Below are 22842 nucleotides of genomic sequence, written 5' to 3'. Positions count from 1 at the left end.
CACATTTGGGAGTTATGGAAATCAGGGAGAGGTGACGCCATGAGCCTCCTTGCTGACCTGCTCAATCACATGCCGCCGAACGTTGCTGGCGCTGGCAAATCATCCGTGGCGAAACGCGCCCAGGATCGCCCACGCCTGATGCTGGTTGAGCCTGCGCAATTGCCGTTCAGCCCTTACACCAACGCCGCCAATGCCACGCCCGAGTGGCGCCAGGCCCGTGACCGGTACATCAACCACGTTATGACCTGCCGGGGCTGCTATGCGCCTGGTGGTCGCCATTGCCTGATCGGTGCCGAGCTGCGCGCCACCTACGACAACACGCCCATGGAGGCCCACCCATGACGCTCACCCCGACCATGCGCCTGTGCGATATCGCCTCGAAGCCGGGTATCAGCGCCAGCACGCAACTCATCACCACCCGGCGCATCTGCCGCAACATCAGCCGCAACCTCGATGCGATCCACGCTGAGCGACGTGCCATGCGCCGCCAGGCGGGCAAGCTGAAAGCGTTCCTGCCGTTCACGCTCAAGGCCATTGCCGATCTGGAGCAGCAGGCGCAGAAGCACCGATCGCTTGAGCGCGCCAAGGCGCTGGTGGCGCTGGCCGGGTTTGGCCGGTCGCTGCTGTTCGACCATGAAGGACTGGCCCAAACCCTGGGGTTCGATCGCTTGTGCGACCTGCTGAGTGTAAACACGGTGGAGCGCGAACGGGCCAGGCGGGATTGCTCCACCAGCTTGGATTGCCTGGTGTTCACCCATGCCCTGGAGGACAGCGCAGAACGCCGGGAGCAAGGGTGGAATGACGCGCCGCTGTTCAACGCCTGCCATGCGGCGATGGCGAACTTCATCAGAGAGTGCCCCAAGCATCTGCTGCCCGATCCCTTCGCACCCGGGGCACCGTTCGGGCCGAAGCTGCCACCCAAGCTGAGCGTGGTGTGAGCCATGACCACGCCAATGAAACAGGCGGATTCAGCCGCCAAGACGAAACAACGGGTTTCAGACGAGCAGCGGCACCTGGTGCTGGAGTTGCGCCGCCGTCACTCGCTGCGCGAAGTGGCCGAAGCGACCGGCCTGCCGCTGGGAACGGTGAAGACCCTGGTTTCACGCTCCGGGATATTCCGCGATAACGAGCAGCACCGCGCCATGTTCACCCTGCCACTGATTAGCGCCAGCACCGAGACCCTGCCGAGCGTGCCCGAGCTGCCGCCGCAGGAGGTCGTGACCGGGGACAAGGAGGTGGATGCGGTGCTCTGGCTGCGTTCGATCATCAGTACCGGCCAAACCGCTCTGATTGACCGGGCCATGGAGGGCGCCAAGAAGATCAGGACGCCGCTCGATGTGCTGGAGAAGCGTTACCGCGATTACCTGGTGGCCGCCAACCCCGGTCACCTGTTCGCTGCCATGTCGTCGTTCGGCTTCGCTGACCTCGAGGCGCTGGCCAGCCGGGCCATCGAGCAGCACCACCTACGACAGGAGGGTGCCGCCCGCTTCGGTGACGACCTGCTGGCCGACACCGAGGCGGAATCGTTCTGCATCGAGGCGTTGCGCGGCCTGGAGCAAAGCGGCCCCCTGCTGGACTTCGACAAGGCCCAGATAGCTGCCCGATTCAACACACACCCTGACCTGCTGCCTCACACCTTGGCGGATTGCCTATACGAGTTGGGCTACTGGGACCAGCTCTACCGGCTGCGCAACGCCGTGGACCGGGACGCCAGCGAGGGGCCGCCAGAAGCGACGGCGCGTGACTGGTTCGTGTTCGGCCTGCTGGCGCAGATCCGGCCCCGCGACAAGGCCGAAGCGCTGGCCGTGTTCCGTTACCTGATCGCCAGCCAGCGCGATGACATGGCGGAGTCTGAGGCAATTCTTTGCAACCTGATTGGATAAGCCGCGCCACGAAACGCAACTGCGCGAAAACGTGGCGCGACATAGAGCAACCCCACCGGGCACCAGCCCATGACCAGCGCCAGTGGCGCCCATGCGAAAGAGATATCCATGAACGATCAATACCAAGGAGAAAGCAATCTATGACCACGTTCCAAGAACGATTCACAGAGGCCTGCAAGGCCACCGACTTCGCCGACAATTCGAAGGCCATCAGCGGTTACGACGTGTGGGATGTGCGCTATGTCCGGGATGGTAAGCACGTCGAAATCGACGGTCCCTTCTTCACCGAGGACGAAGCCCGAATTTCTGCTGATTTGCTCCGCGGCACATTCAGCGGCGCTAGGGCCTATTCCGTCTGCCACTGCGCGACATGGAATCCAGATCCGAAGCGGGAGCAACTGATCCGCGACCAAGCTCGCATGTCGCGCTCTCTGCTGGCTTGCCGGCTCAATGTTCCGTCTCCCACTAACCCAGCTCAGGAGGCTGTCTAATGTCTACTTTAGCTATCAACTACACCCCAAAAACAAGAATCATACTCGGCGGTTTTTTGGGTAAAAAATATGGCAAAGAGTACAACTTGCTTCTCGGACGAGGCGACCCAAGGGAGGCCGTACGCGCGCTAGATGCGAACTTCCCCGGGCTCGCCAAAGACATTGCCGATGCCCAACTAAAGGGGCTTCGATTCGCGGTTTTCAAGAATGGTAAAAACATCGGCGAGGACGAGCTCGATCTGGGCGGAGCGAAAGAGCTCAAGTTTGTGCCAGTCATCCATGGAAGCAAGCGCGCCGGCCTCCTTCAGACCATCATCGGGATCGCCTTGATTATCGCGAGCCCGTTCACCGGAGGTGCCACAATGGCACCAGGTATCGCATTGGCGGCTGGTGGGGTTGTACAGATGCTCAGCCCACAGGTAAGAGGCTTGAGCAACAGCGCTGCCCCAGAAAACACCCCGAGCTACGCGTTTGGTAGTGCAAAAAACACCACCGCTAGCGGAAACCCGGTGCCTATCTGCATCGGCCGTAGGCGATGGGGCGGAGCTATCATCAGTGCTGGTATTTACGCTGAAGACCAAATGTAGCGGGTGTTCATTCGCGGCGGGAGCGTGATAATTTCATGCTCCTTTCCGCGCTAAGAATGGATGAAGCATGATGCGTCTTGCAGGATTAATTTTGGCTGCCGCTACTTCGCTGGCCGGTTGCGCCACCTCCCCGATCCCTTCTAACCAGGCTGACCCAGTACCAACTTCCAGGTTGACTGGATATCAGGTCAAGCCAACGACTGGTCATGGAACGCTAGTTGTTACCAGGGATACCGGGTTTACGGGGTCTGCATGCAATACGCTGGTTTACATCGATGGCAAACAATCTGCAGAAATTGGTTCTGGAGAGACCGCGAAGTTTTACCTGCCTGCTGGTGAGCGCATTATCGGAGTTAACTCAACGTCCTTATGCGGAGGCGGGCTTAAGGAGAGGTCGTTTGTGATGGATGCTGGCGCAACCAAAAAATATCGGATCTCTATTGATACCAGCATGAGCATGGACCTCTCGCCGACAGCGTTCTAGCCTGCCATGGCCTCCCTCTACACCGTGCCACGAAATGCGACCTCACGAAATCGTGGCGCGAGAAAGACCTAAACGTCTGACTCAGACCATATCGTCTGTCTCGTTGAGCTGGCCATGCGTAGTGGTAACCATTGGTGGTAACCGCGCTTGGTAACCAACTGGCCGCGGTGCCGATACTCCCAGCGCCAGCGCCCAACCTTGATAATTGTTAACCGGCTGGAGCGCTGACCAGATTGCTCGGTATCCACTACGGTATCCACGGTTTGCCATCATTCCAGCCTGCTAGCGGGTGTAACAGAGCTTCGCGCAGCGCTTCACGCACTATCGTCACGCAGTTGGAGTGCGTGAACCCGCCGCGCGTTACGAAGCCAGGTACGCGCTGCCGGTACGCATTATGGCGCTGGTGCTGGTCCAGTTCGCACCGTACAGGTTCGCAACCTCCAATGCGCGAACCTCTCGGCCCCATTGATATCTGCGGATTACAGAGTCAACTTGGTTAATAGGCGGCATAAATGGAAAACCTCCGACAAGAGATCGAGAAAATACGAAATATGGTTGAGACGGCTCGACAGGAGATCGAGTTGGCGATCATGTTCCACGAAACATGGCGACCTACTGCATATGATGCGGATCTTCATTCACGTATAGGCACTTCTTATGCTACTCATACTTTTCAGATCATCCGATTGTCTCTGCGTCGCGAGCTGCTTCTAGCTCTGACGCGCTTATGGGATACGAACACCCAAGCTGTGAGGATGAGCCTGATTGCGGACCGTCTGCGTGATAAGAATTTTTTTGAAGCACTGGTACAGTTCAGGGCTAGGCGGCTAGGTCTCAGCTCAGTATTCGTCCCGGATCGTATGAGGGAAGAGCTGATTCCTAGGCGTGATCAGATATTGGATTTGATTGGAAAGTATAGCGCGGGTGGGGTTGCCTTTGACGTTCTGAAGAAACTGAAGACGTTGCGTCACCAGCATCTGGCTCACCGACAACTGCCAGATGCCCCAGCGGCTGTGGCAGGGTCGGATACGCAGGCGCAGAAAAACGTTGAAGGTGAGTCAGCAGTCTGGGCGACCGATGATGAGATCGAAGCGTTTTATCAAGACAATCTCGAAATAATATGTCTGCTGTTGAGCGTGGTTAATGGCATGGCCTACGATCTATCGGAAGCCGCCAATGTCTACAAGCATCACGCAAAATTCTTCTGGGCGTCTGCCCACGGTGAGCGCACTGAGGGGCACCCCGATTATCGTCCACCACCTTCAGCGCTTTCCCGGTCATGACTGCCCAGTTTATTGGTCAAATCCGATGCCAACGCCTGCTCAAGTCGATTATGTAGCTGGCGCTGCAAGTTCATATCGGTGGTTCGCACGCGGGGTTCGCAACCCCCTATGCGCGAACCTTCCGTGCGAACCTGGGCGGCCCGCCTGGTGAGAAATGTTGAGGTTGCCAGCCGGCGGTTTCCACCCTGGTTTCCACGGTAATGGAGCCTTGCCAGTGGCAACCGGTCCAGTGCTCCGAGCATCGAACGACCACATGAAAACCACAGTGCTCGCTGCCCAGCGCCAGCCAGCACTTTGACCACGCTTTGACGGAATGTGAGACAGGCATGATACGGAACCAGCACCGGGTGGGCGTCAGAGGCCCGGCCTATGCGGGAGGCCGTCAAAGTAAGGGCTTTTGCCGTCTCATACCCCTGACAGACCCCTGACGGATTCTAGACAGGCACTAGACGGGTCGAGCGGCAGCAGTGGATAGGGACTATTGCGGCGAAGCCTGGCGGTGTTGAACATTCAGCCTGGTGCCGAGCATGCTTCGGTCTGATTGCCGTCAAGAATCCGCGAAAATATTAGACAGGCATTAGACGAAATCAGACAGGTCGCCTGGCGGCTCAATCGATGAATCCCTCAGCAGGCCTGGGCTACAGCTCTTTCCGTTGCATAAACATGGCTACGCCTCGTCAAATATTGCCGGCCGCCTATTCTGGACAGGCTCTGGACGGATTCAGGGCGCCAGCAGGTGGCCAGCCGGGCTGGGGAGCACGTCGAGAGCGGGGTGCGGGTCGGTGGGGTCGAGCGTCGAGCGAATGCCCGTCCAGAATGGCGCCAGCCTTGACCTGCCCTTGACCATCCTTGACAGAAATTCTTGACCCTTCTTGACGGATTGGACCGCTGGCGCTTGAGCATGATCGGCTGTAAGCCTTGCTGTACAAGGGCTGACGCGAGGTCTGGTGGCTCTGTGGGAGCGGCCGCCGTCAAAAATTTCCGCGCAGGCTCGTCAAGGGAAATTCGGGCGCTCTGGACCTGACAAAACCTGACATGGAAAGCCTGGAAGGGGGTGACCAAAGTGACCCGCCCTCAATCCGAGGGCGTATCCCGTGGAAGTGCGAACTTGGGTCACCACCACGCACGGGGAATGGTGAAGATCACCACACCATTGCGGCGGAGATTCCCAGTGCATTTGCCAGCCGCTGCCGGCCGACTATGGTTCATCGACAAACCAACGGAGAGGCATGGATGAAAGAGCTACGGACCGTCGCGGAGGTACTTGAGCGCCTCAGTCACAACCAGGAGGCACTGCGGGCCTCAGTAGAGGAACTGGCCAAGTGGGTTGGCGAGCGCGGATCGGATGCGGTGGTGGGTAACGTCAATGGCGCGTTGGCGACCATGGATGACAACATCGACGCCGTGCGACAGGGCATCGCGGAATTGGTGGCGGCGAGCATCCGATAGCCCTGTAGATTAGTCCGGCCAGCCTTGGCGAATCTACCAATGTCGATAGACTCGACACGATCCACTGTGAGATTACATCTCCAAGGGTACTCACCGCCTCGGCCCGCCGCTGGTAGCGGCCAATACCGCTTTCCAACTTGAGAATCCACTGTATATTTACAGTCTTAAGGCTGGGGGAGACCCTAACGTCAATAAACAGGTTAGGCTCATGTAGCTTTTAACAAAGCGGTTTACAAGGAGGTACTGTGGGGGTCATACGCACTGAAGTGCTAGAGCAGCATTTGAAAAGTCATCCTAAAGAAAAAGATATTCTACTGCCTTTTCTAGATGGATTTGATGTTACATGGGGAAGAAGAACTAGGGGATTCAATACAGAGGTCTCGATTTTCTTCCTTTCACCAGAGCCCCACTACAAAGAGTCTTATGGTTTTGAAAATGAAATATTACTTATCTACTCCCCATTCCAAACTATGGAGCCTAGAACGCTTCAGGCGGTAGAGCAGATATTTTCTGCTGCTCCAGCCAAAGGAAGAGTTGAAACATTAAACTATTTTCTAGTATCAGACGATGAAAATGTCGCCGAATGGCTTGACTCCTTCCTATCGTCACGGCAAGAAGCTCGAATAATTGTACCTTTTTCAATTTCCGAACTGGATGCTGCAAAGGGAGATAACTGGTTTGTAAGGAATCGGCTTAATCAAAAATTTTTCGGGAGAGACCTGTTCAACTATTCACTACCCCTCGTTGAGGATACTTACTTTTTTGGACGCCAGAGTACAGTGATGGAGTATTACGACTCCATCAGACGTAGTGAGAACAAAGCGATATTCGGGCTTCGAAAAACTGGTAAGACTTCGCTTCTGTTTAAAATAAAGCGATTGTGTGAATCAGAAAAAGTAGCAGCGGTTTTTTACGTAGACTGTAAACAGCCTCATATCCGAAAGGCGCGCTGGTTTGAATTGCTTGAGGACTTGGCTGCAGAGATATCTCAAAAACTTAACGCTCTAACTGCAAGTAATTATACTGAGCGGCATGCCTCCAGAAGTTTCGTGGACTTAATAAAAAGCTGTAAAGATGCTGGTCATAGAATCTCTATAATGTTCGACGAAATTGAGTATATTTCGTTTATATCGCCGAGAGATAAGCACTGGAGAGATGATTACATAGAGCTCTGGCAGACTTTGTGGTCCTCGCAAAGCCAATTCAAGTGCTTGAGTTTTATAATAGCAGGTGTGAACCCCAGTGTCGTTGAATCAGACTTGGTTGATGGAGTTCAGAATCCACTGTTTGGAATTGTACCTCACAAGTATCTCACCGGCTTTAGTCAAGAAGAATCGCGAATGATGCTTCGCAAACTTGGCAAGCGGATGGGTATGGCTTTTGAGTTTGATGCATGCAACTACATTCGTGACTGGTACGGTGGGCATCCGCTGCTCATTCGTCAAGCTTGCAGCACTTTGAACTCATTCATGGCAGAAAATATGGATCATCCATTCAAGGTGGATGTTCAGTCCTTTGAAGGGTTAAAGTCACGAATCGATCAAGAATTAACTTTTTACAGTAATCACGCGATTTCCGAAATACGCGAATTCTACCCCGATGAGTACTATTTGTTTGAGTTGCTGGCAACAGGCAGGGAGCTAGAGTTCAAAGAGCTTTCCAGGGAATCTGCTTTCATTTCTCATCTTTGCAGTTATCAGCTAATTAGGAAGAGCGAGTACGGCTATGAGGTGAATATCCCAGTGATCGCTCAGAGAGTGGCGCTCGATTCCATGAAAAAAGATGGCCGAGAACTCCTTTACCCTCTGATTGATATTCCTAATCGAAACAGTTGGTTGCAGCGTAGGATCGAGGAAATTTCAACAGACTTTGGCGTGCTAGAGCGACTGATAAGCCAAGGTGCAAAGTCATGCAAACTTTTCGGGGCTAATTCCTTCCCTGAGGGTGTTAGACTTCACGAGTCGAAAGTTGTTCGGGACAAGGATAGTTTTTCAGTGTTCATCAACACCTTGAACAGGTGTTTCGTCGAGTCAGTCGAAAAATACGGGGTTGACTTGGGCAATAAACAGTATTTTTGGAATGATGTTAAAGCTGCCTATGAAAGCTTGTGGCCTGTTTTGCATAGAATTAAGGTTTATAGGAATGACGTTGATCATCTCCACTTGAACAATGCTACTACCAAGAATTTTTTTGAGTTCTTGGATTCGGATTTTGAGGGTAAGCAGTTTTCACAAATATCGGAGCCATATTTTCTCTTGCAGCAGCGCCTTTTAGATAGGCTATTGCTTGCACTTCAGAGGGAGATTGAATCGGCGTCTTAGACTAAGCGCATGCCTGAAATTTCAATTAAAATATGAGTGCCTTTAACGGTTCATAGGAGTGCTACCCGAAATAGGGTAGCGCTTGACCGATTGCAGCTCAAGTTTTACTACATCGCCGTCAAAAGTTGTCCAGCACGATATATCTGTACTAACGAGTGCTAGGGTCGTAACTATGGTGCTACGCCATCGATCCTCAGGCAACCTAAACAAAGGGATTGCTGTCATCGCACCACCTGAAGCGGCATACCTGCCACCTCTAGGAGGCTGGGCCGATTTACCTAATCTGGAGCCGTCTATGGGAGTCACGCGAGAAAAAGCGAGTAGATTTGTGAGTAGATAAAAAACCACAAACCACTGAAACCCCATAACCATTGCCCCATATTACATGTGTTTCAGTCTCCCTCGGGCACCAAAATTTTCCTTGTAAACCAAGGATTTAGAAAAGGGGTAGAAAGAAATTTCTACCCCTTTTTCTATTCAGAACATCTACCCTCCCGCGCCCATTTTTGGCGCGAACAGCGGCCTCTAACACCGGCCTTGCTTTCCGTTCAAGCCATCCTTGTTGACCCTGACCGTTCGTTGCACTGCGACCGAAGGCCAACCATCCCTTGCATAGCGTGCGTTGCTCAGGCGACCATCAGCCTAAGCACATAGCCATCACGCAAGGAAAGCCCCCCTGCAAGCCAAATCGCTAAAAGCCTTGATTGCTGACCATGGCGTCTCATTCGAGGCAAGCACCATCATGAATGCTCTCTTGAAAGCTGGTTATGCAGAGAATTTTGAGTATGCGAGCACCACGGGTAATGGTGTGATGAAGTCGTTCAGAAAACTTACCGAGCAGGGTGAAGCCTTCGGTGTCAACAAAGCATCAAGGGGTCACCCATTCAAGACCGAAGCGAAATTCTACGGTGAAACGTTCCCACAACTGCTTGACGTGGTGGTTGAACAATTGAAAAAAGAGGTCGGGGAACTGCTAACCAAATAAGGTTTACACTCATCATGGCTGCCGCTTCCCCCCTAGCGTTAGCTGCCGTCCCTTCTAATGTTCAAGACTTCATTGCAAACGATCCTTGGCACCATTTTAGTGATGGGGCTAATGGGCAGAAGATATTCACAAAGGGTGCCTCACGGCACGATAAAGGCCGTTACGAGACCTGATTTAACAATGTCTTATCCAAGCTTAGGATTGGTGATTTCAATAATTGAACTGATGCCATCATTGATAATATGAAAAAGAAAGCCAGACGGGCTTTTGTGCACCACCTTTCTTTAGCGCTCATTTTTTCGCAACCACGCCAGAACACACTTACATCCACCCTGGCTTTTATTATCACCCATACACGCCTCATGGCTGTTGACTTTAGCCTTTCAAACGCAGTGCGAAAAAACGAGCAAAAACAACAAGCCTGGTAACGGCATAGCAAGCAAGCGGCAACGTTGTGCTGCAACGTACAACAGTGTATAGCAGGCATTAAAAAGGCCACCCTGAAGGCAGCCTGACATTCACCAATACATGCTACGAACGCGGTCTATCACTTCCTCATTGACCTCAAAATAAAAACACTGACGCATCCTTATTGCCGCTTACACCCATCAAAAAACGGTGCCATCATCTAGCGCAGACTTCAATTCACTCTTATAACTGCCCTTATTAAAATCTTTAACGATTTTGTAAGTATTCAGCTCTTCAGGAGACCTATATTGCTTATCGCTTGTGAAAGATTGAAATGTTTCATCATCTATCACTCTTATATGCATTTGAAGCTCTCTTGAATCATAGCCATAAAATTCAACAAATCCAGGAATTTCACTTTGGCGTGCAACCATCAAAGCTTCTTTGACTGGTTCATCATAGAGATAGAATGTAGCAGTGACCATAATCGCCCCACCTGATTCAGTATTGTTCTTACCAAACTGGGGGTTTACATAAGGCGTAAATACAACGCCACCATTCATATCCTTGGTTTGGCCTAACCACTTACGCTCTTTAATCGCACTGATTGTCTTATTGATAGGGCCAGAATACTCAACACTTCGCCTATCTTTATCCAAATCAACATGATTAAAAACTTCCGCACTAGCAACCATAGCGGAAGCAGCCAACACTAATGAACATGCCAAACCGATAACTTTTTTCATTGCTCCCCCACAACTCAACCCACAACAAAACAAAAAGACCACCTAAACAGCCCTTTTGAATTTTAAAAGTCTTAGAACACCATCCCGCTATCACTAGCCGACTTCAATTGACTTTTATATGGGTTTTCACTGAAACCTTCAACCTTCCTGTAAGTATTCAACTCCTCAGGAGACCGATACTGCTTATCACTTGAGAAAGCTTGAAACGTATCATCATCAATCATTCTTATGTGCAACTGAAGCTCTCTTGAATCATAACCATAAAATTCAACAAAACCGGGAATTTGACTTTGACGTGCAACCATCAAAGCTTCTTTTACAGGTTTGTCATAGAGATAGAATGTAGCAGTTACCATAATAGCACCACCGGATTCAGTATTATTCTTACCAAACTGGGGGTTCACATAAGGGGTGAATACGACTCCACCATTCATGTCCTTGGTTTGACCTAGCCATTTACGTTCCTTAATAGCATTGATTGTCTTATTGATAGGACCAGAATACTCAACACTTCTTCTGTCCTTATCAAGCTCGACGTGCTCAAAGGTTTCTGCTGATGCTGCGAACGAAAAAGCGGCAATCAACGATGCAAGCACAACGCTTTTAATTTTATCCATTTTTACTTATCCATTCAGTTAAATCGCGGGAGCCAAGTCCTGCCACCAAGGCAAAATGCTATCACAACACCAGCAACAGTTAAACCTCATCACTCCAACCTCCAGAGAGCACGGCATTCAAACTGTAAATTATACGTAAGCCCTTCAAATGCTTTCAACTTTGCCACTGGGGCCGGCCCTGCGGGATACCCATCAAAAGTCATCCGCAAAAAGCCATCTGCTTTATGGCCTATCAAGGAAAAACAACAAGGCTCTTCACGTCTGCACGCGCTAATGTAGTGATTACAGTTTTCCGTATGCGATGGAAAACACATCATTCATCAACGCCCAGCGCTGTTTTGAAAGTCGAGAACTGATTACCCAAGCCTTTTGATTTTGTTTCATACTCCTCGCCTTTGCTTGTCTTCAATAAATACCCATTAGCGCTTGAATTAACAAGACGCTTGACTATTCCCATAAGAACCGAATGGGTTTGCATGCAACGAACGGGCGCCTGTGTTCTACCTTCAGCGAAGTACTTCCCCCCAAAAACGCCCGTGCCGCGTAAACGCTTGCGATCGCCTTACCCGACGACCAATATGTAGACACTTATTCACAACTGAATGAATCGCTACAGAATGAAGCCGTGCAAGCACGGGAGCCGGCCCGCACCCGGGCCCTTTCCCCGGATGAGTCTCACGCCATCGCCGGCCTGCGCCCCCACCTGAGCCAGGACGATCAACGACCGACCGCCGCTTCCGTCATTTTCGACGGCTTGCTGTACAGCTTCGACAAAGGAGTACCAACGACGTGACGCAAACCGCCGAACCGAATGCGGAAACACCGGCGAAAGCGCCACAGCCGATCAGCTTCTGGCAGGCCTTCGCCTTCTGGCTCAAATTGGGCTTTATCAGTTTCGGCGGCCCGGCCGGGCAAATTTCGATCATGCACCAGGAGTTGGTGGAGCGGCGGCGCTGGATCTCTGAGCGACGCTTTCTGCATGCGCTCAACTACTGCATGCTGCTGCCCGGCCCAGAGGCCCAGCAGTTGGCCACCTACATTGGCTGGCTGCTACATCGCACGTGGGGTGGGGTGGTTGCTGGTGTGCTGTTCGTGCTGCCGTCGCTGTTCATCCTGATCGGCTTGTCCTGGTTGTATATCGCCTTCGGCGAGGTGCCGGTGGTGGCCGGACTGTTCTACGGAATCAAGCCCGCCGTGACCGCCATTGTGGTCCAGGCCGCGCACCGCATCGGCTCACGTGCGCTGAAAAACAACTGGCTGTGGGCAATTGCCGCTGCCTCCTTCGTGGCCATCTTCGCTCTCAACCTGCCATTCCCGCTGATCGTGCTGGGCGCAGCGGTGATCGGTTACTTCGGTGGACGATTCGCTCCAGAGAAATTCAGTGTCGGTGGCGGCCACAGCGCCGCCACGCCGTCCTTCGGCCCGGCGCTGATCGATGACGACACCCCGACACCGGAGCATGCGCGCTTGCGCTGGCTGCGCCTGCCCTTGCTGGCGCTGATCGGCGTGGCGCTGTGGGCATTGCCGATGGGCTTGCTGACCGCCCTGTTCGGCTGGGAAGGCACACTGACGCAGATGGGCTGGTTCTTCACCAAAGCCGCGCTGATGACCTTTGGCGGAGCCTATGCGGTGCTGCCCTATGTCTACCAGGGCGCAGTCGGCCACTATGGCTGGCTGACCCCTACGCAGATGATTGATGGCCTGGCCTTGGGCGAGACCACACCAGGGCCGTTGATCATGGTGGTTGCCTTCGTTGGCTTTGTCGGCGGCTATGTACAGCACGTATTCGGTGCCGACCAGGCCTTCCTGGCCGGCGCGGTTGCGGCCAGCCTGGTCACCTGGTTCACCTTCCTACCGTCGTTTTTGTTCATTCTGGCCGGCGGCCCGCTGGTGGAATCGACCCACAACGAGGTGAAGTTCACTGCACCGCTGACCGCCATCACGGCAGCGGTGGTCGGGGTGATCCTCAACCTGGCGCTGTTCTTCGGCTATCACGTGCTCTGGCCGCAAGGCTTCAATGATCATTTCGACTGGCCATCGGCGCTGATCGCACTGGCGGCTGCCATCGCCCTGTTTCGCTTCAAACGTGGCGTGATCCAGGTGCTGGTGGGCTGCGCGCTGCTCGGCCTGACTGTACACCTGCTGCGAAACTGAGCGGTGAAGGATCGGCCGAATCTCCATGGTTTGCCTCGAAGCCTGTTACCCAGAAAACCAGGCTCGCCAGACTGGCACTAGAGACCTTGGCCGCCGCCATGCCCAGGGCCATCGACACGTACTTGGCAGTGCGCTCAGCCCACAGAAGAAGCCGTCATACCTGGGCAAGACATTGCATCAGGCAACCGTGCATACGAACACGCACCTGTGGCCCGATCAGCACACCGGCGAGTAGATAACCGAGCACCGCGCCCAGCTTCAGGCGCTTGGCCAGTGGCACGGCAAACACTGCGGCGCAGAGAAATATCACCGCGCTTTGTAGCAGACTGCCTTCATCTGGCATCGCTCATTCTCCATACATACTGAAAGCAGTTTGCACATCACAAAGCCCGCCAGACGTGCGCCAGGCCGGCTTGTTCACAGCCTGAAGCGTTCAGGCATTCACGCCAGGGTGCGTTGCGGCGCCTTGTGCAGCATGGTGCAAGCGTAATCCACTCCCCATGCCATAGACGCCACTGTGTTCCAGCACCTGGCCCATCACCGCCTCGTAGGTGTCCTTGTGCGCCCAGTCGCGCTGGAACTCGAGCAGCACTTGCTGCCAGGTGACCGGAATCGCGCCGACCTGCACCATACGCTGCACGGCCATGTCGTGCGCTTGCTGGGTGGTACCGCCCGAGGCGTCGGTGACGATGTACACCTCGAAGCCTTCGTCCATCGCTTCCAGCGCCGGGAAGGTCAGGCAGAGCTCGGTCCACAGGGCGGCAATAATCAGCTTCTTGCGCCCGGTGGCCTTCACCGCCTCGACCAGCTTGGCGTCTTCCCAGCTGTTTGACGGTGTTGTTCTTCAGGGGCCGGTGGTCGATGAGGACCAGGGCGGCGTTGCTCGGGTTCAGCAGTTCGCGCCTGGACATGGTCATTTCCTTTTGACGTGTATGTGTGTGTGGGTTTGCGTTGTTGTCGCGGTATGGGGCCATTTTGGAGCGAGCCCTAAAACCAGACAATCCGGCAAAATACGGAATCACTGATTCGATTTAAGGGCCAATTCGTGCTCGGTCACCTGTCGCATTGAAGCGAAGGGAGGACGTTCTCAAGCAATTTGTTCGGGTACGACCCCGAGTAAGGTGAGGTGGCCACCCGCCAAACCATGAGAACAAGCAGCATGATCGAGGGGATCGCCAGGGATTCGAAGGGTCAACCGGCACGGGCCCACACCCTCGGTTAGGCACCTGCACCTGGTATAGGGAGACTCCGCGATGGCTCAAGATGACACCGCTGCGCCGCAGCCCATGGGCATTCTGCTGCTGGTGCGTAAGCGCCCGCCCCGCTCCGGCGGTACGGCACCGCTGGACAGAATGCTGCCCCCGCTGCAGGCACTGTTGGCGTTGATGGCGGCGAACCTGGAAGAGCCGCTGGACCTGGACGAACTGGTATTGCAGGTGGCGGTGCCGCGGTGTCAGCTGGAGCGACTATTCCAGAAATACCTGCAGTGTTCGCCCTCGCATTATCACCTGAAGCTGCGGCTGACGCGGGCGCGGCAGTTGCTTAAAGAGACGTCGATGTCGATCGTCGAGCTGGCAGCGGTGTGCGGGTTTGTGTCGACGCCGCATTTTTCCAAATGTTATCGGGAGCACTTCGGCATTCCACCACGCGAAGAGCGCATGCCATGTCACACGGCCCGACGCGGAAGGGTCGGGGCGGTGGCGCCACCACAGGAGGAGGCACGCAACGAGTCGACATTTGCCGGTGTACAACGGAAATAGCCTGCGGGTGCCGGAATGCCGACAATTGACCGGCTAACGATCACGCGGCCCCATCACCCGCCAGGCCAGCTTCCACAGCGTGCTCCACCGCGGCCTTTACCGGCGCACGCCTGGCCTTCAGTTGCCGCTTCAATACCCAGATCGGCGGCGCATACAGAAAGCCGAACGACACACTGTTGCGCCGCCCCTTCACCGCGTGATGCAGCAAATGCGCCTGATACAGACGCCGCAGGTAAGGGTTGCGCGGCTTGGGGCGCAGCGGCCAGTGCCGGTGCACGATGCCGTCGTGGACGAACACATAGATGATGCCGAATGCCGCTACCCCGGCGCCGACCCACTGCAACGGATCATGCCCAGCGTTACCCAGCACGATCAGGCAGATCGCGACCAGCGCCAGCACCAGCAGGTACACGTCGTTGGTTTCTACCACCCCTAGTTGCGGCTCATGGTGCGAACGGTGCAGGAACCAGCCCCAGCCGTGCATCACATACCTGTGCGCCAGGTAGCCGACACCTTCCATGGCAACCAGGGTGCCGAGAAACAGCAGAACGTGAGCGATCATGAAGGCGCCGGCTCAGGCGGGCGCATGGGCAGTGGCGTGAGGCTGCGCACGCAAGCCGATGCCGAGCGCGCGAAGCACTTTGAGCACGGTATCGAAACGCGGTTTGGCGCCGGGGGCGAAGGCCTTGTACAGGCTTTCACGGCCCAGCCCGGTGTCGCGGGCCACCTGGCCCATGCCACGGGCCCGGGCCACATGACCAATGGCACGCAGGAGTTCTTCGGTGTCACCGTCTTCGAGCACCTGGGACAGGTACGCGCTGATGGCCGCGTCGCTATCGAGCAGTGCGGCCATGTCGAAGGGGATAAGTACTTCGCTCATGTTCAAACCTCTTTGGCCAACTGCCTGGCCTGTCGACTATCGACCGCCTGGGACGACGTGTCAGCGCCTGCCAACAAGATGATGACAACCCCGACAACCCCGCTAGCATCGACCCAAGCCAGCGCCTGAAGCTGGGCGTTGGCTCGGTGGTGCAAGTCATAGGACGCGCTCACTGTATCCTTTGAGATACAGACTGGCAAGCGGCAGATGACGGGTAACCGCTTGCAGCCTGGTCGGTAAACCAGCCCCCCCGGAAGGCTGGCTGGATACGATGGGCAAGCCTGATCGTCAGTAATGCCGGAGAATATCGACAGGCTTGGTAGGCGTGTTCCCGATCCGCGGCGGCGCATCGCCGGCTCAGTGCTCCGGCAAGCCTGCCAGTTCGTCGGCCCGCGCCTTGGTCATGTCCAGGGTGCAGGCACCGCCATTGAGGATGTCCAGGGTCCCACCGGTCAGCGTGTAATACAGCGCGCAGTTGGCATCGCGGTATTTCAGCCACAGCCGCTGTGCATCGCGCAGCTTGCCCTGCTGCGCCGGCTCCAGGCTGGCCATGGCCTGCTTGTAGGCCTGGTTCAAGCGCGCGTCCTCGCGCTTGAGCTCGGCCTGCGAACATTCGCTCATGCTCGCCGTGGTCTGCGCCGCTTTCATGCAACTACCGAACGCCGCCGATTCGGCGTGCACCAGCGTCGAACCCAACAGCAACAGCAAGCCACTCATTGCAACCTTCATCAGCACTCTCCCTCTATTGATTGTTCATGACGGCACGCCTGCATCACCCGCCCACGCAACCAGCGATGCGCCGCATCGCCCTCGCGGCGCTCGTGCCAGGCCTGCTGAAACTCGAAAGGCCGGATCGCCAGGGGCGGCTCGAAGCAGCGTAGCTGCGGCAACTGCGCCAGCCCCGGCAAACTGCGCCGGGCCACCGTCAATACCAGATCGGTGCCCGCAATCACCTCGGTCGCTGCGGTCCAGTGTGGCAGCGCCAAGGCGACCCGCCGCACCTGCCCCAGCGCGCTCAAGGCGAGGTCGATCTCGTTGTCGGCCCCCGGACGCACGGCCACCAGCACATGCGGTCGCGCCAGCCACTGCGCCAGGTTCAGGACACCGCTGGGCGGCAGGCTGTCGCGGTCGGCCAGGCAGGCGAAGCGCTCCTCGAACAACGCATCGGCGCGCAACGGCCCGGCCAGGCTGGGAAACACCCCCAGGGCCAGGTCGATCTCACCGTCGAACAGCTGGCTGAGCATCGCCTCGCGGCTGCCCTGGGTCACCACCAGATCCACCCCCGGCGCCTCCTCGCGCAAACCGCGCAGCAAGCCCGGCAGCACAACACGCGCGCCATAGTCGGACATGGCCAGACGAAAACTGCGCTGCGCCCGCACCGGATCGAAGCCGGGGCTGCTGAGCAGGGCATCCAGTTGCTGCAATGCCTCCTGCAGCGGCTGCACCAATTCCAGCGCCCGGCTGGTCGGCTGCAGGCGCCCGCCCCGACGCACCAGCAACGGGTCGCCGAACAGCTCGCGCAACTGCGCCAGCGCATGGCTCACGGCCGGCTGGCTGCGGTGCAGGCGCACCGCCGCGCGCGACACGTGCTGCTCGGCCAGCAAGGCGTGCAAGGTCAGCAGCAGGTTGAGATCGATACGGCGCAGATCATCCATCAGACGAATAGCCCATGTGCAGAGTTTGAATTTCCATCATCCCAGCGAATAGCCAAGACTGCACCGGTGCGTCATTCACTGCAAGGAGTTGTCATGAACCTGAGCCTCGCCCCCGCCGTTGTCCTGCCGCTGATCGTCGCCCTGCTGGCCGGCGCTGCCGTGCCCTTCCAGGCCGGCAGCAATGCTGCGCTGGGCCGGCTGCTGGGTCACCCGTTATGGGCGACGCTGGTCTCGCTCAGCGTCAGCGTACTGATGGTGCTGCCGGCCCTGCTGCTGATGCGCGCGCCGGCGCCACAACTCTCGAACCTCGGACAGGCGCCGTGGTGGGTATGGTTTGGTGGGGTGGCCGGGGTCGCGTATATCACCGCCGCGCTGATCCTCACCCCACGCCTGGGCGCAGCCGGCTTCATCGTCTGCGTGATTGCCGGGCAGGTGCTGTCGTCGCTGCTGATCGACCAGTGGGGGCTGATGGGCTTGCCGGTACGCCCGGTCAACGGCTTGCGGGTGAGCGGGGTGGTACTGATCGTGGTCGGCATGCTGGTGGTGCAATGGGGCACCCGCAGCCAACGCTAGATCGCCTCGTCGTGGCGCGGGGCCTCGATCGGCGGCGGCATTTCAAAAACCCGCTCGACCTTGAAGTGCAGGCTTTCCTGCTGGCTGGCAATCACCACCACGGCCACCAGCAACAGCCCCAGCCCTGCATCGGGCCATTGCCAGCGCGGTATCTCGACGCTGCGCCCACGGCCGCACCACCAGGCCTGGCCGGCGCAGAAAATGGCGATGGCCAGCGCCCACAGGTAGTAGCCGACGTCGAAGCGGGTTACGGCAAGGAAGTTGTAGCTGTGGTTGTCCGGCAGGGTATCGATGTTCAGGCAGGCCAGGGCCAGGTACAGCGCCCAGCCGCCGAGTGCCAGGGATAACCAGCGCAGCCGCCGACGCAACAGCACGGCCAGGCCGAGCAAGGGGTTGGCGAACCAGCCAAACAGCCCCATGACGATGCCCCATGGGCCCAGCAGCAAGATCTGCAAGGCCAGCATGCTGCCATCGCCCTCCAGCCGGACCCCAACGAAACACAGGGCCAGCAGGTAGACCAACAGGGTGATGGAAACGTAGTAACGCGCCATGCGGCGACCTCGGGGCGGATGAGGTGGCGACGATACCGTATGGGCTGCGGTGTGTCTGCAAGGGCCCTATCGTCGGCCTTGCCGGCGATGCGTCGAACACCGTCACACCGCGCCGGGTGCGGAGGCTCGCGGCATCGGCAAAGGCCAACTGACTGCGCCCCAGCGACAGGCTGACATCCTTGGCGCCTGGTTCAGTTGCGAGCTGAGGAACAGCTGGTTGCTGAGGGGGGCCGCCGAACGATCTTTTTCAGGCGACCGCGTTGTCCTCCTCCAACGGCCACAACGGCTCGTTGGCCTCCAGCGGCGGGAGCCCGTGGGCGGCGCGTGCGGCGTCGCAGCTGGGGTTGGGCTGGCCATTGACCCAGGCGGCGTCGAACTCGCGGCACGGCGAGCTGCGTTGTTCATAAATAGTGCAACTGACGCAGCTACCGACTTCGCCGGCCAGGGCGATGCAGCGCGCTGGCTTGGCATCGGTGCCGATCATCGCCACGCGGGTCGGATTGATCTGCACCACCAGGTCATCGGGCACAATTCCCCCGGACGATGTGCATTCACCCCAGAAAAAAGACACACGAAAATGCGCGCAGCAGGCGCCACAACTCATACACGGATTGTTATCAGACATGATCTACGGGGATCTAGGGAGGGAGGGGGGAGTTATCGTTATTGGGAGAACCCGGTGGCTATTCTTATGCAAGCGCCGGGTATTGAGAAGAGGGGGAAAGAAAGAAAAATCGGGGCGGCGACGGAAGGAGTTGTGTCAGGCGTCTGGGCCGACGCCCCCGGCAGCACTCACCTAGAGCGTGTGCGGCATATCGCGGATAGCAGCAACGCCAGGGTCCACTGCAGCGTGCAGGGGCGACCTGATATTTCTGCCAGTAGTCAGCTTTTAAGGCCTGCATCACCATCTAGCTGTAGTGCTCAGGGCAACGTCACCTGACTCTCCCACTCAATATCAGCAAAGGTGAAAGCATGAAGAAAAAACTGGCTATTGGCCTGCTGGCTGCCTGCTTCGTCGGCCAGACCCTGGCCGCAGCGACGCCCAATGGGCAAATTTGCAATGGCGGCCGAACCCTGATTGAAGGTTACGACTGTTCATTGCTGCCAATTGGCAAGAATGATCGCGGCGAACCCGCTGACCAGGCCATGAAAGATGCCCGCGCGAAATTTAATGAGGCCGACGGTCGGAGTGGCATCTGCCTATTGTTCGGCTGGGACGCGGCAGGCACTGGCGCCGGTAGCTGGGGGACGCAAGATAGCTTCCGCATCCTGGACGCGAACGAGGATTCGCATACGGTGAGCTACGCCCAGGCCGACAAAGTCACCGGGCGGATTCCCGGCGCCGGGTATCACTCCTGCATGTAAACCATGACCTGCACCGGCCACAGGCCTCATCGCGGGACCAGCCCACGCCCACAGGTGTTGCACTACGCCTTGTGGGAGCGGGCTGGTCCCGCGATGGCATTCACTGGCCTTTGCCGATGCCATCCGCCCGGAACATCTGGCGAATGCCACGTACGGCCTGGCGGATCCGGTCCTGGTTCTCGATCAGGGCGAAGCGCACATGGTCGTCGCCGTAATCGCCGAAACCGATCCCCGGCGACACACAGACCTTGGCCTCGGCCAGCATCTTCTTGGCGAACTCCAGCGAGCCAAGGTGTGCGTACTGCTCGGGAATTTTTGCCCAGACATACATCGATGCTTTCGGATTCTCGACCATCCAGCCCAACTCATGCAGGCCCTTGACCAGTACGTTACGGCGTTGCCGGTACTGCTCGGCGATGTCGCGCACACACTGCTGGTCGCCCTCCAGCGCGGCAATCGCCGCGACCTGCAACGGGGTGAAGGTGCCGTAGTCGTGGTAGCTCTTGATCCGTGCCAGGGCACTGACCAGCTCCGGGTTGCCGACCATGAAACCGATCCGCCAGCCGGCCATGTTGTAGCTCTTGGACAGGGTGAAAAACTCCACCGCAATGTCCTTGGCGCCCGGCACCTGCATGATTGACGGGGCTTTCCAGCCGTCGTAGACAATGTCGGCGTAGGCCAGGTCGTGGATGACCAGCACGTCGTATTGCTTGGCCAGGGCCACGACGCGCTCGAAGAAGTCGAGTTCCACGCACTGTGCGGTCGGGTTCGACGGGAAGCCGAGGATCATCATTTTCGGCTTGGGAATCGACTCGCGGATCGCCCGCTCCAGCTCGTTGAAGAAGTCCACGCCGGGTACCAGTGGCACCGAACGCACCTGGGCACCGGCGATGACGGCGCCGTAGATATGGATCGGGTAGCTCGGGTTGGGTACCAGCACGGTGTCGCCGTGGTCGAGGGTGGCGAGCATCAGGTGGGCCAGGCCCTCTTTGGAGCCGATGGTGACGATGGCTTCGCTTTCCGGGTCGATGTCGACCTCGTAGCGCTCCTTGTACCAACGCGAGATGGCCCGACGCAGGCGTGGGATGCCGCGCGAGGTGGAGTAGCCGTGGGTGTCTTCACGCTGGGCGACCTGCACCAGTTTTTCGACGATGTGCGGTGGGGTGGCCCCGTCGGGGTTGCCCATGCTCAGGTCGATGATGTCCTCGCCACGACGGCGCGCGGCCATCTTGAGTTCGGCGGTGATGTTGAAGACGTAAGGGGGGAGACGATCAATGCGCGCAAAGCGGCGCGGCGAACCTTGGTCAGCCATGGCTTCCTCGAAGACGTAAGCGCCCGGAACCGTCCGAGCGACGTTGGCCACTGCGGTGGCCGAAGCAGAAGATAGTGCTTTGCGGGGCGGGCTGTAAAGAGGCAACCCCGATTGGCCGGGGTTCTGCTTGGAGCGTGCGGGAGCCGGCCCCCAGAGAAACATGTCAGTCCCCAAGTCCGGCCCCGGCCCTCGACTACCGAAGGTGCCGATACGACCCTACATCCCAGGCATTCAGCGCCAGCCCGGCCTCAGGCTGAAACCGCGTGCCCTTCACTTGGCCAAACCCAGTCCCCTGGCTCCCCTGATGAACAAAGCGCTCGGAGGGCTCACCTTCGGTCAGCAGCGTATACGACTGCCCGCGCATCGCCTGATAGCGCCCGTCATCACGCGACATTGCCAGGTGATATTCCATCAGTTGCTTGTCGCTCAGGTTCAACTTCTTCTCCAGCTTCACCCCCCAGCGACTCAAGCACACCTCGGCAAAGTGCCGCACAAGCAGACCTGGGTGGGTCAGCGCCTGGCCCTCCCCGGCCCCGTCCAGCGACGCGTTGCCCACCAGCGTGGCATGCCGCCCCGGCAGCGGATACACATGCACGCGGGTGCTGGCCTGCGTTCGCGGAACCACACAGGCAAACCCCTTGGAACGCTCGTCACGCGAATAGAAGCCAACGTATTCCTTGACGTTCGCTGCCAACTCAACCCGATGCTGCTGCAGGTTCAGCACCCCCGGCACCGGATCCACAACAAAGATATTCACCGGAATGTGCTTGAGCTGCGGGTCCTTGAACATCGCATTGGCGAGCATGTGGCAACTGATCCCGCCCCGGCTCCAGCCAACGATATTGACCTGCGTCGGAATCACGCCGTCCTTGCGGAAGATCTTGATGATCTGCTCCTGCAACTGCTGCGGCGTGACCCCGCGCTTGCCGTAGCTGTAGCGCCGCCACAGCCAACTGCCAGATTGCTCCAGGTCGGCAATCGGCACCCCGGCGTCCTTGAGGCGGTTGTACGCCTGTTCGCTCAACTCGATGCGCTGCCAGTCGCAGCGCCCCTTGATCATGTGCAGCGCATGACTGACGTTCTCTTCCCAGCCCGTGCCGAACAGCGTGCCCATCAAGCCATACACCGCACTGCGCACGAACAGCTCGTCGGCCTGCAGGTTGCCGCTGCCAGGGCCATCGATGGCCACCCAGTCGGCGAACTCCTTGCCCTGGTCGTTATCGGCCAGCGTCGAGATCAGTTCGCCGTTCCAGAAGTTGGGGTTGCGAACGTCGAAGCGGTGCGAACCGGTGCCACAGAAATAAACCGTCAATACGCTCATGGCGCTCTCCCTTGCTC

General features: G+C 57.3%; 23 protein-coding genes and 3 pseudogenes. 14 read left to right on the top strand and 12 right to left on the bottom strand.

Annotation, left to right across the window (positions count from 1 at the left end):
* The first annotated feature begins 39 nt into the window (after positions 1 to 39).
* From DCO48_RS08830 to DCO48_RS08785, 10 genes are all read left to right on the top strand, one after another.
* Positions 40 to 342: a hypothetical protein gene (locus DCO48_RS08830; protein WP_116550223.1), complete on the top strand. Its 303-nt coding sequence runs from the start codon at positions 40 to 42 to the stop codon at positions 340 to 342.
* On the top strand, positions 339 to 938 hold the full coding sequence (locus DCO48_RS08825; RefSeq protein ID WP_116550222.1) for a hypothetical protein: 600 nt from the start codon (positions 339 to 341) through the stop codon (positions 936 to 938). Before DCO48_RS08830 ends, DCO48_RS08825 begins: the two co-directional genes overlap by 4 nt.
* Positions 939 to 941: 3 nt before the next feature.
* Positions 942 to 1883, top strand: coding sequence for a hypothetical protein (locus DCO48_RS08820; protein ID WP_256584032.1), 942 nt, complete (start codon positions 942 to 944; stop codon positions 1881 to 1883).
* A 140-nt stretch (positions 1884 to 2023) separates the two neighbouring features.
* The gene (locus tag DCO48_RS08815; protein ID WP_116550220.1) at positions 2024 to 2374 is read left to right on the top strand and encodes a hypothetical protein; all 351 of its coding nucleotides are present in this window, start codon (positions 2024 to 2026) and stop codon (positions 2372 to 2374) included.
* Positions 2374 to 2961, top strand: a complete 588-nt coding sequence (locus tag DCO48_RS08810; protein WP_116550219.1) for a tail assembly protein — start codon at positions 2374 to 2376, stop codon at positions 2959 to 2961. The genes DCO48_RS08815 and DCO48_RS08810 overlap by 1 nt, the downstream gene beginning before the upstream one ends.
* Positions 2962 to 3028: 67 nt before the next feature.
* A complete protein-coding gene (locus DCO48_RS08805; RefSeq protein ID WP_236066296.1) occupies positions 3029 to 3445 on the top strand; it encodes a DUF2846 domain-containing protein in 417 nt (138 codons plus the stop codon).
* 512 nt (positions 3446 to 3957) lie between these two features.
* Positions 3958 to 4728: a hypothetical protein gene (locus DCO48_RS08800; RefSeq protein WP_116550218.1), complete on the top strand. Its 771-nt coding sequence runs from the start codon at positions 3958 to 3960 to the stop codon at positions 4726 to 4728.
* Positions 4729 to 5961: 1233 nt separating this feature from the next.
* Positions 5962 to 6177 carry a hypothetical protein gene (locus DCO48_RS08795; RefSeq protein ID WP_116550217.1) on the top strand — a complete coding sequence of 72 codons (216 nt, stop codon included), beginning with the start codon at positions 5962 to 5964 and terminating at the stop codon, positions 6175 to 6177.
* A gap of 245 nt (positions 6178 to 6422) precedes the next feature.
* Positions 6423 to 8498 carry an ATP-binding protein gene (locus DCO48_RS08790; RefSeq protein WP_133247605.1) on the top strand — a complete coding sequence of 692 codons (2076 nt, stop codon included), beginning with the start codon at positions 6423 to 6425 and terminating at the stop codon, positions 8496 to 8498.
* A gap of 742 nt (positions 8499 to 9240) precedes the next feature.
* On the top strand, positions 9241 to 9483 hold the full coding sequence (locus tag DCO48_RS08785; protein ID WP_133247604.1) for a hypothetical protein: 243 nt from the start codon (positions 9241 to 9243) through the stop codon (positions 9481 to 9483).
* Positions 9484 to 10091: 608 nt separating this feature from the next.
* Here DCO48_RS08785 and DCO48_RS22595 read toward each other — a convergent pair.
* Both DCO48_RS22595 and DCO48_RS08780 read right to left on the bottom strand, forming a co-directional pair.
* Positions 10092 to 10637 carry a hypothetical protein gene (locus DCO48_RS22595; RefSeq protein ID WP_133247603.1) on the bottom strand — a complete coding sequence of 182 codons (546 nt, stop codon included), beginning with the start codon at positions 10635 to 10637 and terminating at the stop codon, positions 10092 to 10094.
* 71 nt (positions 10638 to 10708) lie between these two features.
* Positions 10709 to 11254, bottom strand: coding sequence for a hypothetical protein (locus DCO48_RS08780; protein WP_116550214.1), 546 nt, complete (start codon positions 11252 to 11254; stop codon positions 10709 to 10711).
* 843 nt (positions 11255 to 12097) lie between these two features.
* Between DCO48_RS08780 and chrA the strand changes: the two genes are divergently transcribed.
* Complete coding sequence (gene chrA, locus DCO48_RS08775) at positions 12098 to 13408, top strand: chromate efflux transporter (RefSeq protein ID WP_256584043.1); 1311 nt, start codon at positions 12098 to 12100, stop codon at positions 13406 to 13408.
* Positions 13409 to 13610: 202 nt separating this feature from the next.
* Here the strand turns inward: chrA and DCO48_RS08770 are convergent.
* Together DCO48_RS08770 and DCO48_RS08765 are read right to left on the bottom strand one after the other, a co-directional pair.
* Positions 13611 to 13751 (bottom strand): annotated as a pseudogene (locus DCO48_RS08770) (hypothetical protein); the annotation flags it as partial.
* A 98-nt stretch (positions 13752 to 13849) separates the two neighbouring features.
* A pseudogene (locus DCO48_RS08765) lies at positions 13850 to 14319 on the bottom strand (isochorismatase family protein).
* Between the two features lie 447 nt (positions 14320 to 14766).
* Between DCO48_RS08765 and DCO48_RS22945 the strand changes: the two are divergent.
* Positions 14767 to 15168 (top strand): annotated as a pseudogene (locus tag DCO48_RS22945) (helix-turn-helix domain-containing protein); the annotation flags it as partial.
* Between the two features lie 40 nt (positions 15169 to 15208).
* Here DCO48_RS22945 and DCO48_RS08755 read toward each other — a convergent pair.
* The 4 genes from DCO48_RS08755 to DCO48_RS08740 form a co-directional block, all read right to left on the bottom strand.
* Entirely contained in the window at positions 15209 to 15730 is a 522-nt protein-coding gene (locus DCO48_RS08755) for a sterol desaturase family protein (protein ID WP_116550210.1), read from the bottom strand.
* 12 nt (positions 15731 to 15742) lie between these two features.
* The gene (locus tag DCO48_RS08750) at positions 15743 to 16048 is read right to left on the bottom strand and encodes an addiction module antidote protein (RefSeq protein ID WP_116550209.1); all 306 of its coding nucleotides are present in this window, start codon (positions 16046 to 16048) and stop codon (positions 15743 to 15745) included.
* Between the two features lie 357 nt (positions 16049 to 16405).
* Entirely contained in the window at positions 16406 to 16777 is a 372-nt protein-coding gene (locus tag DCO48_RS08745) for a lysozyme inhibitor LprI family protein (protein WP_116550208.1), read from the bottom strand.
* Positions 16777 to 17703 (bottom strand): LysR family transcriptional regulator, encoded by a 927-nt coding sequence (locus tag DCO48_RS08740; RefSeq protein ID WP_116550207.1) that lies wholly within the window; start codon positions 17701 to 17703, stop codon positions 16777 to 16779. The genes DCO48_RS08745 and DCO48_RS08740 overlap by 1 nt, the downstream gene beginning before the upstream one ends.
* 93 nt (positions 17704 to 17796) lie before the next feature.
* Here DCO48_RS08740 and DCO48_RS08735 point away from each other — a divergent pair, with 93 nt between their 5' ends.
* A complete protein-coding gene (locus DCO48_RS08735) occupies positions 17797 to 18276 on the top strand; it encodes a DMT family transporter (RefSeq protein WP_116550206.1) in 480 nt (159 codons plus the stop codon).
* On the opposite strand, the gene DCO48_RS08730 is transcribed toward DCO48_RS08735, so the two are convergent.
* Entirely contained in the window at positions 18273 to 18827 is a 555-nt protein-coding gene (locus DCO48_RS08730) for a hypothetical protein (RefSeq protein ID WP_116550205.1), read from the bottom strand. The two genes, DCO48_RS08735 and DCO48_RS08730, sit on opposite strands and share 4 nt — an antisense overlap.
* A 247-nt stretch (positions 18828 to 19074) precedes the next feature.
* Positions 19075 to 19452 carry a YkgJ family cysteine cluster protein gene (locus tag DCO48_RS08725; protein WP_116550204.1) on the bottom strand — a complete coding sequence of 126 codons (378 nt, stop codon included), beginning with the start codon at positions 19450 to 19452 and terminating at the stop codon, positions 19075 to 19077.
* A gap of 347 nt (positions 19453 to 19799) precedes the next feature.
* Between DCO48_RS08725 and DCO48_RS08720 the strand changes: the two genes are divergently transcribed.
* Positions 19800 to 20192: a hypothetical protein gene (locus tag DCO48_RS08720; RefSeq protein ID WP_116550203.1), complete on the top strand. Its 393-nt coding sequence runs from the start codon at positions 19800 to 19802 to the stop codon at positions 20190 to 20192.
* Between the two features lie 100 nt (positions 20193 to 20292).
* On the opposite strand, the gene alaC is transcribed toward DCO48_RS08720, so the two are convergent.
* Entirely contained in the window at positions 20293 to 21504 is a 1212-nt protein-coding gene (gene alaC / locus DCO48_RS08715; protein ID WP_116550202.1) for an alanine transaminase, read from the bottom strand.
* A gap of 193 nt (positions 21505 to 21697) precedes the next feature.
* Positions 21698 to 22825, bottom strand: coding sequence for a hypothetical protein (locus tag DCO48_RS08710; protein WP_116550201.1), 1128 nt, complete (start codon positions 22823 to 22825; stop codon positions 21698 to 21700).
* Positions 22826 to 22842: the final 17 nt, after the last annotated feature.

Origin of the sequence: Pseudomonas sp. SDI (assembly GCF_003105155.1) — a bacterium.
GTDB lineage: Bacteria > Pseudomonadota > Gammaproteobacteria > Pseudomonadales > Pseudomonadaceae > Aquipseudomonas.
This window is presented reverse-complemented; position numbering and strand designations above follow the sequence as displayed.